This is a genomic window from Actinokineospora guangxiensis, from assembly GCF_042657845.1.
In the GTDB taxonomy this organism is placed as follows: domain Bacteria; phylum Actinomycetota; class Actinomycetes; order Mycobacteriales; family Pseudonocardiaceae; genus Actinokineospora; species Actinokineospora guangxiensis.
Window position 1 is genome coordinate 18,551 of sequence record NZ_JBHSKF010000024.1, and the last position, 13,734, is coordinate 32,284.

11 protein-coding genes and 1 pseudogene are annotated in these 13,734 nt (G+C 73.1%); 7 read left to right on the plus strand and 5 right to left on the minus strand.

Annotated features, from left to right (window positions below; genetic code table 11):
• The first annotated feature begins 28 nt into the window (after positions 1–28).
• Positions 29–1,318 carry an NAD(P)-binding domain-containing protein gene (locus ACFPM7_RS29765; protein ID WP_378251168.1) on the plus strand — a complete coding sequence of 430 codons (1,290 nt, stop codon included), beginning with the start codon at positions 29–31 and terminating at the stop codon, positions 1,316–1,318.
• Positions 1,319–1,680: 362 nt separating this feature from the next.
• Here ACFPM7_RS29765 and ACFPM7_RS29770 read toward each other — a convergent pair whose 3' ends face one another.
• The 4 genes from ACFPM7_RS29770 to ACFPM7_RS29785 form a co-directional block, all read right to left on the minus strand.
• Entirely contained in the window at positions 1,681–2,532 is an 852-nt protein-coding gene (locus tag ACFPM7_RS29770) for a DUF4253 domain-containing protein (RefSeq protein WP_378251169.1), read from the minus strand.
• A 36-nt stretch (positions 2,533–2,568) separates the two neighbouring features.
• Positions 2,569–3,501, minus strand: coding sequence for an NAD(P)/FAD-dependent oxidoreductase (locus ACFPM7_RS29775; protein ID WP_378251170.1), 933 nt, complete (start codon positions 3,499–3,501; stop codon positions 2,569–2,571).
• Positions 3,502–3,566: 65 nt separating this feature from the next.
• Complete coding sequence (locus ACFPM7_RS29780; RefSeq protein ID WP_378251171.1) at positions 3,567–5,033, minus strand: PKD domain-containing protein; 1,467 nt, start codon at positions 5,031–5,033, stop codon at positions 3,567–3,569.
• Positions 5,034–5,055: 22 nt separating this feature from the next.
• Positions 5,056–6,558, minus strand: a complete 1,503-nt coding sequence (locus ACFPM7_RS29785; RefSeq protein ID WP_378251172.1) for a PKD domain-containing protein — start codon at positions 6,556–6,558, stop codon at positions 5,056–5,058.
• Between the two features lie 279 nt (positions 6,559–6,837).
• Here ACFPM7_RS29785 and ACFPM7_RS29790 point away from each other — a divergent pair, with 279 nt between their 5' ends.
• Complete coding sequence (locus ACFPM7_RS29790) at positions 6,838–7,389, plus strand: hypothetical protein (protein ID WP_378251173.1); 552 nt, start codon at positions 6,838–6,840, stop codon at positions 7,387–7,389.
• Between the two features lie 127 nt (positions 7,390–7,516).
• Here ACFPM7_RS29790 and ACFPM7_RS29795 read toward each other — a convergent pair whose 3' ends face one another.
• Positions 7,517–7,966, minus strand: a complete 450-nt coding sequence (locus tag ACFPM7_RS29795; RefSeq protein WP_378251174.1) for a hypothetical protein — start codon at positions 7,964–7,966, stop codon at positions 7,517–7,519.
• A gap of 107 nt (positions 7,967–8,073) precedes the next feature.
• Between ACFPM7_RS29795 and ACFPM7_RS29800 the strand changes: the two genes are divergently transcribed.
• The 5 genes and pseudogenes from ACFPM7_RS29800 to ACFPM7_RS29820 all read left to right on the plus strand — a co-directional run.
• Entirely contained in the window at positions 8,074–10,389 is a 2,316-nt protein-coding gene (locus ACFPM7_RS29800; protein WP_378251175.1) for a WD40/YVTN/BNR-like repeat-containing protein, read from the plus strand.
• Complete coding sequence (locus tag ACFPM7_RS29805; protein WP_378251176.1) at positions 10,376–11,203, plus strand: carbohydrate ABC transporter permease; 828 nt, start codon at positions 10,376–10,378, stop codon at positions 11,201–11,203. Before ACFPM7_RS29800 ends, ACFPM7_RS29805 begins: the two co-directional genes overlap by 14 nt.
• Positions 11,200–12,456, plus strand: coding sequence for an ABC transporter substrate-binding protein (locus ACFPM7_RS29810; protein ID WP_378251177.1), 1,257 nt, complete (start codon positions 11,200–11,202; stop codon positions 12,454–12,456). Before ACFPM7_RS29805 ends, ACFPM7_RS29810 begins: the two co-directional genes overlap by 4 nt.
• Positions 12,453–13,424 carry an ABC transporter ATP-binding protein gene (locus ACFPM7_RS29815; RefSeq protein WP_378251178.1) on the plus strand — a complete coding sequence of 324 codons (972 nt, stop codon included), beginning with the start codon at positions 12,453–12,455 and terminating at the stop codon, positions 13,422–13,424. Before ACFPM7_RS29810 ends, ACFPM7_RS29815 begins: the two co-directional genes overlap by 4 nt.
• Positions 13,421–13,734 (plus strand): annotated as a pseudogene (locus ACFPM7_RS29820) (ABC transporter permease); the annotation flags it as partial. The gene ACFPM7_RS29815 and the pseudogene ACFPM7_RS29820, both read left to right, overlap by 4 nt.

The following is a 13,734-nucleotide window of genomic DNA, read 5'->3' on the forward strand; positions in this document are numbered from 1 at the left end:
CGGTAGACATCGATGAAAGGACGGCAGAATGAACCTGCCTGTTGTGGTCGTGGGCGCGGGTCCGACTGGGCTGGCCGCGGCCGCGGAACTGGTCGGGCGGGGGCTGACGCCTCTGGTGGTGGAGCGCGGCGAGCAAGCGGGGGCGGCGGTGGCGCACTGGCACCACGTCAGATTGTTCTCCCGGTGGTCGGAGTTGGTTTCCCCGGCCGCACGGGCGGTGCTGACCGGGAAAGGGTGGGTTGAGCCCAACCCGGATGCGTACCCGACCGGCGCGGAGTGGGCTTCCGAGTACCTGCGGCCGCTGGCCGATGCCCTCGGTCAGCACGTGCGGCTGGGCGCCGAGGTCGTCGGCGTGGCTCGGCGCGGCCGCGACCGCGTGGTCGACGCGGGCCGGGACACCGAGCCGCTGACCGTGCACGTCCGCACCCGCGCCGGGGACGAGCGCATCACCGCCGCGGCGGTCATCGACGCCTCCGGCACGTGGGGCTCGCCCAACCCGCTCGGCGGCGACGGCCTGCCCGCCATCGGCGAGACCGCGGCTGCCGCCCGAATCACCTACCGCGTTCCGGACCTGGCCACCGAGTCCGCCCGGTACAGCGGCAAGCACGTCGTGGTCGCGGGCAGCGGGCACTCCGCGCTCACCGCCCTGGTCGCCCTGACCGGCCTGGACGACATCCGGATCACCTGGCTGCTGCGGCGCGGCGCGGTCGGCTCGGTCTTCGGCGGCGGCGAGGCAGACCAGCTCCCCGCACGCGGGGCACTCGGACTCCGCGCCAGAGCCGCCGTCGAAGCCGGGAAGGTGCGCGTCGTGACAGGTTTCCGCACCGAGGCGGTCGAGGCCGACATGACCCTGGTCTCCGACGCCGGACAGCGCGTGGAGGACGTCGATGAGATCGTCGTGCTCACCGGATTCCGGCCAGAGCTGTCGTGGCTGTCCGAACTGCGCCTGGACCTCGACCCCGTCCTGCAGGCGCCGACGCTCCTCGCGCCCCTGATCGACCCGAACGTGCACTCCTGCGGCACCGTCTACCCGCACGGGGTGAACGAGCTGTCCCACCCCGAACCGGGCGTCTACCTCGTCGGGATGAAGAGCTACGGCCGCGCGCCGACCTTCCTCGCGCTGACCGGCTACGAGCAGGTCCGCTCCGTCGTCGCCGCCATCGCCGGGGACCGCGAAGCCGCCGAGCGCGTCGAGCTGACGCTCCCGGAGACCGGCGTGTGCGGCGGAAGCGGCGTGTTCGACACGACGGAAGCCGACCCCAGTGGCTGCTGCGCGCCCCCAACCGGACCGCAGACGCTGTCGTTGTCCGCGCCGTGACCGGCACGGGTGGGCAATCCTGTCATTCGCGCGCAATGGGATGACAGCCTCTGGCCTGGGTGCCTAGGCGGCCTCTGCTGATCCCGGCGCCAGGCTGCCTGACCCGATACCACCGCACGAGCACACCCCCAGGGTTCCTCTACATCGGACAATATGGCCGCGGACCGGGCCGTGGCGCAGAGCCCGCGCCACGGCTCCAGTCGGTATCCCTTCCTGGTGGAAGTGATGGCTTGGTCACATACCCATGTGGCACCGTGATGCTGGACGGTTCGCGACCTGGCACGTCGAAACGTCCTCCAGTGGGCGGGGTGCTTCGCCGTCACCGGGTGGTCGGTGACCGGGTGGGTGATGGGGTCAGTCGGTCAGTCCCACCAGAAGGTCCACGAGTGGTCGCCGACGAGGCGTTGGGCGTAGGCGAAGAGGGTGTGGGGGCTCTCGCCCTGCCACACGTTGTCGGGGCAGAGGGCGAAGTGCTCGGCAGCCACGGGCAGGGCGTCGGCGTGGGTGGTCGGGGGTGCGGCGACGCTCAGGACCAGGGTGTCGAAGCCGACTCCCACGACGCGGGCGCCGTAGCGCTCCTCCCAGTCGCGCAGGACCGAGGAGAGCAGGGCGGTGTCGGCGAAGTGGTTCATCGGACCGGTCCAGCCCGCCGTGGAGAGGGCGTCGGCGCCCCGGTCCGCGGCGACCAGGCCCAGGCGCATCGTGGGGTGGCCCGCGAGCAGGTGCGCGGCCAGGTCGTCGGCGGTGCGGTCGGGGTCCACGACCAGGCGGCGCGGGCCTGCCGCTCCCGGCCACGAGCGGCCGTAGGGGCTGGTGACGGCCGCGCGCTCGGCTTCGGGCAGCGCGTCGTCCTCGGCGGGGGCGGTGTGCTCGGACCACCACCGGGCCAGCAGCTCGGCGGGGGCGTGGGCGCCGGGGTCGGACATGTCTCCGGGCAGCACCTCGCCGTTGCCCCAGGGCCGGTAGTCCTCGTCATCGTCGTCCAAGGCGTCGAGCAGCAGGGGCCAGAGGCCGGTGCGCCCGTGCTCGGCCCGCAGCGCCGCCCAGAGACCCGCCGGGGCGGGCCCGTCGCTGAGCCAGAACGCCGGGCGCTCGGTGTCCTCCTCCTCGGGGAGCACCAGCCGACCGGGTGGCAGCGGCGCGACCGGCGGATGCCTCTCGGCGGTCTCCGGGAACAAGTCCCGCAGGGCGGGTGCCGGCGTTTCGGAGGTCACGGACGTGATCGTAGTGCGATGGCGCGCGGGGCGTCCTCAGCGCGCGGCGAGGATGCGCGCGGCCAAGGACGTGCCGGACAGCCAGGCGGTCTCCACCCTCGGCGAGCCCCACGCGTCGCCGCACACGCCGATGCCCTGGTCGTCCCAGTGGAAAGAACGTGCGCCGTCCTGCGCCGGGCGCGCGAAGGTCCAGCGGTGGACGTGGACGTCGACCGGTTCGGGCAGGCCCACCGCCCGGCTGGCCGCGGCCGCGATGGCCCCGGCCGCCCGGGTGGGGGCGTCGAGGTGCTCTTGGGCGAAGGCGTCGGTGGTGTAGGCGACCGCCACCGGGGACCCGTCGCCGCGACGGGCGCCGTCGTCGAACACCGTGGTCAGCACCGGGTCGTCGTTGACGAACGCGCCGTCGAAGTCCGGCCAGGCGCGGTCGGCGTAGCGCAGCACCGCCGCCAGTGACGGCAGCCACCGCTGGGATTCGACCGCGCGGTTCGCGGATGAGTCGGGGTCGAGCAGGCGCGCGGCCTGCGGGCCCGGCATGGCCAGCACCACGGCGTCGACGCGGTCGCCGTCCACGCTCGGGCCCGGCCCCACCCGCTCCACGCGGCGCTCCAGGTCGACCCGCAGCCCTTCGGCGAGGTGCTCCGCCACCGAGCGCAACCCCGCCGTCGCCGCCCACCGCACAGGGCCCGAGGTGCTGCGCCGCCCCTTCGGGTCGATCACCGCGAGCGTGTCGGTCCACCGCCGGACGAGACCCGACCGGTGCAACCCGTCGACCGCCTTGGCGAAGTCGTCGTCGCGCACGGTGAAGTAGGGAGCGCCGAAGTCCACGGCCCGCCCGTCGAACCGCCGCGTCGCGAGCCTGCCGCCGACCACCCGGGCCCGTTCGACGACCCGCACCGACACCCCGGCCTCGGCGAGGCGCCTTCCACAAGCGAGACCCGAGATCCCGGCTCCGACCACGACGACCTTCATGGTGCGAGCGTATCGGTGCCGCGCCCACGACCTGCGCGATCCGCCCGTGGGTGGACGCCCCGTGCTCAGCTCGTGGCTGCCGCGCGGGGGCGGACCGTGGTGGTTGCTTCCGCGGCGTTGTCGGCGGGGTTGTCGTCGCCGCCCTGGACCTGTGGTTCGGCGACGGCGCGGAAGGTGGCCGGGCCGGTGTCGGTGAAGGTGTGGGCGAAGGGGAACTGGGCGACGCGGCCCGCGCGGGCGGGCACCCATTGGGTGGCGCGGCCGATCTCGGTGGAGTTTCCGTCCACCACTTTGTACAAGGTCACCACCACTGTCTCGTCGTAGCGGGTGTTGGTGACCGAGGCCGAGATCGTCCGGGTTTGGCCCAACCGGGCCGTGGCGGGGGCGCTCAGCGCGGTGGTGGTGACATCGTGGCTGCGGACTTGGACCGCCTTCGTGCCGCTGCCGGTGCGGCCGTCGAGGGTGGTGACGGTGAACTGGACGCGGTAGTCGCCGTCGACGGCGTATCGGTGCACCGCTCCCGGTTCCTGGGCCGTGAGGTCGACCGCGGTTCCGTCGCCGAAGTCGATGCGACCGGCCGCGACCGGCTGGTTCAGGACATCACCCGGGTAGACGCCGAAGTACTCGTCGCGGAGCACCGTCAGCCGTTCGGAACCCCCGATCAGGGTCGGCCTCAGCGCGGGCGCCAGTGCGGCGTGGAGGTCGACGACGCCTGCCTGGTCGGGGTCGGAGGCGATCTGGATGTGGTAGGTGCGGCCCGCGGTGGCGGTGAACACGGCGGGGCCTGGCGGTGTGCACCGCACCTCCGACAGCTCGTCGAGCCGGGCTCCCTCGTACACCACCATCGCGGCCGAGGCGGCGCCCGCCCACAGCGACACCGGCGCGGTGGTGGTCGGCGTGTAGCGGTACCAGATCGAGGAGGTGGCACCCTGGGCGCAGGCGGGGACCGGCTCGCCGGGCTCAGCGCCCGCGCGTGCGAGGTTCCCGTCGGTCACCACCGCGGGGATCGCCGTGATCGGGGTGGCGTCGGCGAAGCGGTCGTTCGGGGCGGGCGGCACCGATTCAAGTCCGAAGTGGAGGGTACCGCCGACGGCGGCGTTGTCGCTGACCAGCAGGTGGTAGGTGGTGCCCGCGGCGACGGCGAAGGTCTTGCGGCCGGCGGTGTCGTAGCGGCTGCCACAACTGCCCGGCACCGCGGTCAACGCGTCGCGCTCGCCGGTGAACGCGACGAAGGTCGAGGCGTGGTCGGAGGTGCCGAAGGTCGCCCGCAGGAACCCGTGCGCGGTGGCGGTGAAGCGATACCAGACCGATGCGCCGCCGCTGGGCCGCCAGCACGCGGCGGGCTCGTCGGCGGCCGCGGTGGCCTCGGTGGTGTCCTGGACGGTGGTGAACGGCAGGGCGGTGATCTCGGTCGCGGTGTCGAAGTCGTCGTTCGACGGTGGTGCGGCGTGCGCGACGCTGGGCAGCAGGGCCGTAGCCGCGAGGGCGGCCAGGCAGGCGGTGGCGCGGGTGCTCGGTCTCATGGTCGTCATTCCCCCGGGGTGCTCGTCGCTGTCAACTCATGCCCGCGATGGCGGGCCGGACCGTGGTGGCGATGGCGATGACCTCGTTGTCGATCGGGCGGGCGTCGCTGATCCAGGAGGGCAGGTCGACCACCGCGCGGAAGGTCACCTTGCCCACCACGGCGTCGGCCGGGGTGAAGGTGTAGGAGAACGGCACGGCCACCTTGCGGGTCGGGTGGGCGAGCACGGACACCTCCTGCGAGGCGACTTCGGTCCAGTTCCACTCGTGGCTGCGCTTGTACAGCCGCACGGTCACCGTCTCGTCGTAGCGGGTGTTGGCGACCCGCGCGGTGATCGGCTTGGTCACCCCGGCCCGGCCGGCGGTGGGCACCTCGAACCGGGTGATCGACACGTCGTGGGTCTCCACGACCAGCGGCAGGGTGGTCGTCGCGGTGCGCCCGTCGCGGGTGGTCGCGGTGAAGCCGACGTCGTAGACGCCATCCGCGGCGTAGTTGTGGGTGACGCCCTCCGGCGACCACGGCGCGGTCGTCCCGTCGCCGAAGTCCCACTCCCCCGACACGATCGGCTCGCCGAGCCCGTCCTGCACCTCGCCGGTGAACGACCGCTGCGCATAGACCGTGGTCTTCTCGGTCGAGAAGTACGGCCGGATCGGCGGCGCGAGGTCCAGCCGCAGGGTCGCCGGGCCCGAGTCGATGTCCGTGGTCGTGAGCCTCAGGTAGTAGGTCTCACCGGCGACGGCCTTGAAAACGGCGGGTTCGTAGCCGGACGAGCAATCGATGCCGAGCAGATCGGTCAGCGCGGTGCCGGAGAACACCGTCACCGTGTCGTAGTAGTCGTCCGCGCCCGCGGTGATCCAGGCCGTCTCGGGCAGGGTCAGGGCGTACCAGACGGACCTTCCTCCCGAGCACCGCCACTCGTAGGGCTCGCCGGGTTCGGTGGAGGCGTAGGTCAGCTCGACGCCGCGCACGGCGGGCACGGAGCTGATCGGCTCGGCATCGGCGAACGCGTCGTTGGCGGGCCGTATCACCGCCTCCACCGCGAACGCGACCCGCCCCACCTGGTCGTATCCCCTCGCGGCGACCAGGAAGCGGTAGGTCCGCCCGGCATCGGCCTGGAACACGACCTCGGCGTCCCCGTAGCCGGACGAGCAGGCGCCGTCGACCATGCGCTGCTCACCGCGCTCGCCGGTGTAGGCCGCGAGCAGCGGCGGGAAGCCCTCGCCCACAGCCGTCGCCCGCACTGCCACGTCCTCGGCGGGGGTGAAGGCGTACCAGACGGTGTTGTCGGTGGGGTGGGCGTCGCACTCGGTGGGGTCGTCCCAGGCGGTGGTGGCCTCGGCCAGGTCCACCTCGGCCGCGAACGGCAAGCCTTCCACGATCACCGCGGCGTCGATGGCGTCGTTGCCCGGCACAGCCGCCACGGCGGCCCCCGGCGCGAGAACCGCCACCAGCGCGGCGACCCCCACGACGACGGCGGCCCTGACTCGCGCCACCGCACGCCGCCGTCGCCAGGACAGCTGCATCTGCGTCTGCATCCTCGACTCCCCAGGTTCTGACGCCCGCCACCGTGGCGGACCCCATGCCCGAAGACATCGCGTTCGTCCCGCACCGCGTGAGCGGCTCACGGCGACAGGCCACCAACGGACTAGTCCGGCCCGGGGTTGAGCACCGAGGGTGCAGTGCAGATCTGGCCGTCGGCGCGGATGTCGTTCGGCACGCCGAGCGTGATCGGGCACGGTGGTCCGAGCAGTGCCGAGGTAGGTTCTCTCGTCGTGGAGGAACGAGCGTTCAGCAGGGGTGATGTGATCATTCTGGTGATCACGTCGCTGATCGGTGCGGGGTTCGGGACGGGGTGGTGGTTCGCGGGGGTGTCGGTGGTGCCGGGTGCCGCGGTGCCGTTGCGGATCGTCGGGGTGCTGGTGCTGGCGGGGTTCTTCGCGTGGACGGTGTGGCTGCGCGGGCTCGCCGGTGGGCTGCCTGCCGGAGAGCGGCCGCCCGGGGCCGGACCGTTCGGCACGGTGTACGGGATCTCGGTGGCGCTCATGGTGGTCGCGATCGTCGGGGGCGCGCAGGTCATCAACCGGGTGATCGGCAAGCCGGAGGCGGGGGCCGCGTGGGTGTTGTTCGTGGTCGGCGTGCACTTCCTGCCGTTCGTGAAGCTGTTCGGGTCCAAGCGCTTCCTGGTCCTGGCCGTGCTGCTCACGTCGGTCTCGGTGCTCGCGGTCGTGCTCGGCGGTGTCGCGGGGCAGCAGTGGGCATGGCTGGGCGTACCGGGCTTCGGCGGCGCGGCCGTGCTCTGGGGCACGGCCGCCGCCGCACTGCTCACGGCTCCGGCGCGCATTCGCGCCGCGACCTCCGGCTGGTAGTCGGCTCCCTGTCTGCTGGCGTCGACCAGTCGACTCCCCCTCGGCGACGGCCTCTCCCTGGCACGCCGCCTCACCATCTGGCCCCATGGGCATGCGGCGTTCCGGATGTTCCCTGCGGACGCCGCGGTCAGGGTGCAGGCGGGGGGCTGCTCTGGGGTGGGATGGCTTCGGTGGTTATGAGGACCAGTTCGATGTCCCAGCGGTCCGGGCACCCGCTGCGGCGGACCACGGCCTGGCCCGCGGCGTAGGCGCCTGCGGTGAAGAACACCTCCGCCTCGAAGCCCTCGTTGTCCATGCCCGCCGGGCGGTAGCCCGCCGCGATGACCGCGTCCTGGATGAGCACCGTCACCTCGTCGATGTGCTTGTCCGACACAGCTTGCAGGGAGATGTGCCGGTCATCGCTGCGCACGGAGGTGACTGTTCCGATCTGGTCGAAGGACAGGCCGTCCGGTAGCAGTGCGGTCTCCTCGGTGGGGGCGGGGACCGGTGCGGGGCACGCCGCGTCTCCGCCGGCGGTGCTGGAGCAGCCCGTCAGGGCCGCGGTCAGCGTGAGGAGGAGGGCGGCCTTCCGGGACATGGTTCAACTGTAGGTAACTGGGAACGTTGCAGCACTCCATAATCGGATGAATCCGCACGATCCGGTGATACGTTGCCCGGAGTTCCGTTGAGATCTCGGAGGCTCGCGTGGTCCGGCACAGGCTCGTTCTCGTGGTCGCCGTGGGCATGCTCGCGGGGTGTGGTCCAGCCCCCTCGGACAGCGCATCACCCGAGGTCGCCGAGCGGGTCGCCGCCGATCCGCTGGGCGCTGAGGAGTGGATGTTCCGGCAGCGCGCCAACCCCGACGGCACCATTCCCGACGACGCCGTGGTCGAGGCCGTCACCCAAGCCAATCGGATGACACTCGCCTCGCCCGGCACCGACCAGGTGTGGGCCGAGCTGGGGCCGAGCAACATCGGTGGTCGCATCCGCGATGTCGCCGCCGACCCGACGACGCGCGGTGCGGTCTACATCGCCACCGGGACCGGAGGGCTCTGGCGCACCGGCGACGGTGGCGCGACCTTCGAGACCGCGTGGGACGACCAGCTGCCGCAGTCCATGGGCGCGGTCGCCGTGGACTCGCGCGGCGTGGTCTGGGCAGGCACGGGCGAGCCCGACCACGGCGGCGGTTCCGCCTACTACGGCCGAGGCGTCTACAAGTCCACCGACTCCGGCGCCACCTGGGCCAACGTCGGTCTGGCCGCGGGCGACACCGTCGGCCAGATCGCCATCGACCCGCGCGACGACGACCGCGTGTTCGTCGCCGTCATGGGCGCCCTGCACGACACCGCGCCCACCCGCGGCCTCTTCATGACCGAGGACGGCGGCGCGAGCTGGAAGCGCGTCATCGCCCCCGACAGCGCCTCCACCGGGGTCATCGACGTCACGATCAGCGAGTCCGACCCCGATGTCATGCTCGCGACCACCTGGGACAAGATCCGCGACGAGAAGTCACGCCTGTACGGCAAGAAGTCGTTCCTGTACCGCTCCACCGACGCGGGCCGCACCTGGACCAACGTCCACCAGCCGCCGCTGCCGCAGAGCACCGACGTCGCGGGCCAGCCCGACGCGCTGACCTACGTCGGCCGGATGGGCGTGGACTTCAGCGACACCGACCCCAACCGCGCCTACCTCATCTCCAGCGCCGCGGGCGGGAACTTCAACGGCTTCTTCACCAGCGCCGACGCGGGCGCGACCTGGACCCCGGTCGGCCCCACCTCCGGCGGCACCCTGCAGAGCATCAGCGGCGGCTTCGCCTGGTGGTTCGGCCGCGTCTACGTCGACCCGGCCGACCCGTTGCACGTCTTCGTCGCCGGGGTCAGCCTCGCCGAGAGCCGCGACGGCGGCCAGACCTGGACCACCTCGCAGACCCCGCACGCCGACCAGCACGGCCTGGAGTGGGACCCGTTCACGCCCGGCAGGGTCTACCTCGGCAACGACGGTGGCTTCTACACCTCCACCGAGAACGGCGCGGCCCGCGGGCTCTGGGCCAAGACCCCGCACCTGCCGATCACCCAGTTCTACTCCATGGACGTGTCCGTGCAGGACGGCGCGCGGGTCAACGCGGGCTCGCAGGACAACGGCTCGCTGAAGTCCTGGGGCTCGGACAACACCGTGACTGGCGACTGGTTCGGCTACGTCGGCGGCGACGGGATGATGAACCGCATCGACCCCACGAACGACCGCAAGTACTACGGCTGCTCCCAGAACGGCGGCTGCCGCGGGTTCGTCGACGGCGTCGGGTTCAGCATGACCATCCCGGGTGCGCGCAAGAACTGGGTCGCGCCGCTGGAGTTCGCCGCCGATCCCCGGGTGCTCTTCGGCGGCAGCGAGACGGTCAACCGGATCAACACCGACCCCGGGCAGCGCACCTGGCAGCGCATCAGCCCCGACCTCACCGAGGGCACCGAGCCGCGCGCCCCCGGCTTCGGCACCGTGACCGCGATCGGCACCACCGCGGCCGACCCGAACCTGGTGTACGCGGGCACCGACAGCGGCCTGGTGTGGGTCAGCCGCAACGCGATGGCCGCACCGGACCAGGTCACCTGGCAGAAGCTGACCAGCCCGGTCTTCCCCGGCCGCTGGGTCACCCGGATCACCGTCGACCCGCAGAACGCGCGGGTGGCCTGGGCGAGCTTCTCCGGCTGGCGCTCCGGCGACCCGCACCCGCACCTGGTGATGACCTCCGACGGCGGGCGCACCTGGTCCGACATCGCGGGCAAGCGCATCCCGCAGGCGCCCGTCAACGACGTGATCCGGCACCCGTCCAAGCCGAAGTGGCTGTTCATCGCCACCGACGTCGGCGTCTACCGCACCACGAACCTGGGCAAGACCTGGATCAAGGTCGGGGCGAACCTGCCGCTGGTCCCGATCACCGACGTCGACCTCCCCGCGGGCAGCGACACGCTCTACGCGGCGACCTACGGGCGCAGCGTGTGGACCACCTCGCTTGCCGACGACTAGCCGCGCGCGGGCCCGGCGTCCGTGGTGGGCGGCCGGGGTCGCCGTGCTGTCGGTGGTGTTTCTCGCACCGCTGGTGATCATGGTGCTGGGTTCGCTGCAACGCCCGCTCCAGCCGCCGCCCGACGGGCTGGACCTCTGGCCGGACCCGGCCGAGTGGTCGAACTACGCGTCCGTGCCCGCCTTCCTGCCGCTGTGGCCGATGGTGCTGAACTCGCTGCTGCTGGTCGTCGTCGCGGTGCCGGTGACGGTCGTGGTGGCCTCCCTGGCCGGGTACGCCACCGCGACCGCGCGCGGCGCCGCCCGGCCGCTGCTCATCGGCGCGTCGGTGGTGATGCTGCTGGTGCCCGCCGCCGCGCTGTGGGTGCCGAGAGTGGTCCTGCTGCGCGGGCTCGGCCTGGCCGACACCCCGCTGACCGTCGCGCTGCTGTCGCTGGCGGGCACGACCCCCTTCTACGTCCTGCTGTTCGCCCTCGCCTGCGCGCGCGTCCCCGGCTCGCTGCTGGAGGCCGCGGCGCTGGAGGGGATGAGCCCGTTCGCGGTCTGGTGGCGGGTCGCCCTGCCGCTGACCCGGCCCGCGGTCGTGGCCGTCGCCGCGCTGTCCGGGTTGTTCTACTGGTCCACGTTCATGGACCCGCTGACGCTGGTGTCCTCGCCCGCCCACTGGCCGGTGGCCCTGGGGCTGCGCGGGCTGGCCGAGATGGAGGTCGCCCTGTACCCGATCTACCTCGCCGCCGCGGTCGTGGTGACCGCCCCGGCGCTGCTGGCCTTCGCCGTCGGCCAGCGCTCCTTCTTCGCCACGGCGGTCCGGTCGTGAACCGCCGCGCCGCGGGCGCCGCGCTCGCCGTGCTGCTCGCCGCCGGGTGCGCCACGGCCCAGGAACCGAGCGGGCAGGCGGGGTCCGCCGACGCGCCCATCGTCGTGCAGGTGCGCGCTGAGCCGGAGGAGGCCGCCGTGTACCGCAGCCTCATCTCCGCCTACCGCGACTCCGGCGGTGGTGAGGTGGAACTGGTCGCGGTCGGGCGCGGCGAGCACCTGACCCGGCTGTCCACGGCGTTCGCCTCCGGCGACGCGCCGGACGTCTTCCTGATCAACTACCGCGAGTACGCGCCCTTCGCCCAGCGCGGCGCGATCGAGCCTGTCGGCCCGCTGCTGCGCGACCGGGGCGTCGACCTCGCCGACTACTACGAAGAACCGCTGCGCGCCTTCACCTACGACACCACGCTGCAGTGCATGCCGCAGAACATCTCCTCACTGGTCGTGTACTGGAACCGTGCCCTGTTCGCCGACGCGGGCGTCGAAGCGCCGCGTGCGGGCTGGACGTGGGCGGAGTTCGCGCGGACCGCGCGGGCGCTGACCGGCGACGGGGTGAAGGGCGTCGGGATCGACCCGTCCATCACCCGCATGGCGCCGTTCATCTGGAGCAGCGGCGGCGGCATCGTCGACGACGACACCGCACCGACCCGCACCACCCTGCACGAGCCCGGCGCCCGCGCCGCACTGGACGCCGTCGCCGAGCTGGTCGCGAGCGGTGCCACCCCCACCAAGGAGGAGGTCGCCGCCCAGGGCCTGGTGGAGCGGTTCATGACTGGCAAGGTCGCCATGTTCCTCAGCTCCCGGGTCGAGGTCCCGGCGCTGCGCGAGCAGCGGGGGCTGGACTTCGACGTCGCCGGGCTGCCGGTGTTCGACGAGCCGGCCTCGGTGCTGCACTCCGACGCCTACTGCGTGGCGGCGAACTCCCCGAACAAGGACGCCGCGACCCGGTTCATCGCCTACGCGGTCGGGCAGCAGGGGCAGACGGTGACCGCGCTCGGCGGGCGCACCGTGCCGTCGCTGCGCTCGGTGGCCACCTCGCCCGCCTTCCTCAGCCCGACCCGCGCCCCGGCGTCCTCGCAGGTCTTCCTCGACGCCATCCCGCTGCTGCGGCACACCCCCGTCACCCCGGTGTGGCCGGAGGTGGAGGACATCATCGGCACGCAGCTGGAGCGCGCCTTCGCCGACGGCGTGCCGCTGGAGGAGGCGCTCGCCGAGATCCGGCGGCAGGCCGACCCGCTGCTGGCCCGCCGGTGAGCCTGCTGGTCGAGGGGGCCCGCCGGACCTACCGGGCGCGTGGCGGTCCCGCCGTGGCGGCCTTGGACGGCGTGGACTTGGCGGTGGACGACGGCGAGCTGCTGGTGGTCGTCGGCCCGTCGGGGTCGGGCAAGTCGACGCTGCTGCGCGCCATCGCCGGGCTGGAGCGCCTGGACGGCGGGCGGGTCGTGATCGGCGGGCGGGACGTCACCGGGGTTCCCTCCGCGCGCCGCGACGTGGCGATGGTGTTCCAGGAGGCGGCGCTGTTCCCGCACCTGAGCGTCGCGGCCAACATCGGCATCGGGGAGCGGGCCCGGGGCGGGCGCCGCCGGGCGGTGCTGGCCCGCGTCCGGGAGGTCGCCACCACCCTCGGCATCGACCACCTGCTGCACCGAGCGCCCGGCGAGCTCAGCGGCGGGGAGCGCCAGCGGGTCGCGCTGGCCCGCGTGCTCATCCGCTCCCCCGCGGTCTGCCTGCTGGACGAGCCCTTGGCCTCCGTCGACGCCGAGCTGCGGCTGCGCGCCCGCGCCGAGATCCGCGCCGTGCACCGGGAGCTGGGCGTCCCGATGGTGCATGTGACCCACGACCACACCGAGGCGCTGGCGATGGGCGACCGGGTGGCGGTGATGCACCGGGGGCGCGTCCTGCAGTGCGACACCCCGGCCGACCTCTTCGCGCGCCCGGCCACCGTCGAGGTCGCCCGCGCGCTCGGCCCGCTGCCGATGAACCTGCTGCCCGCCGCCGACGGGGTGGTCGTCGGGGTGCGCCCCGAACGGGTGCGCCTGCGCGCGGGCGACGACGTGGTCGCCTCCGTCGAGGTGGCGGGAGAGGAGCGTCTGGTGCGGGTCGGCGCGCTGCTGGCCAGGGTGACCGCCGCCGACACCCCCGAGGTCGGCGCCCGGGTGCGCGCAGAGTGGTGCCCCGCCGACGAGCACCGCTTCGACGCCGTGACCGGGCTCCGGCTGTGAGGCGCTGGCCACTGGCCCTGCCGTACCTGGTCGGGTCCGCCCTGCTGGTGCTCGTCCCGCTCGCGATGGCCACGGCACTGGCCTTCACCGACTACTTCGGGTTCCGCCCACCGGAGTACACCGGCACCGCCAACCTCGACCGCCTCGCCGGCGACGCCACGTTCTGGGACGCGGTGGGAGTGAGCGCCCTGATCGCCGCGATCGCCGTACCGCTGCGCCTGGCACTCGCCGTCGGCGCGGCCCTGCTGCTGGCCAGGCGCCGCCCCGGCGCTTCCATCGGCCGGGCCGCCGCCTACCTGCCGTCGGTCAT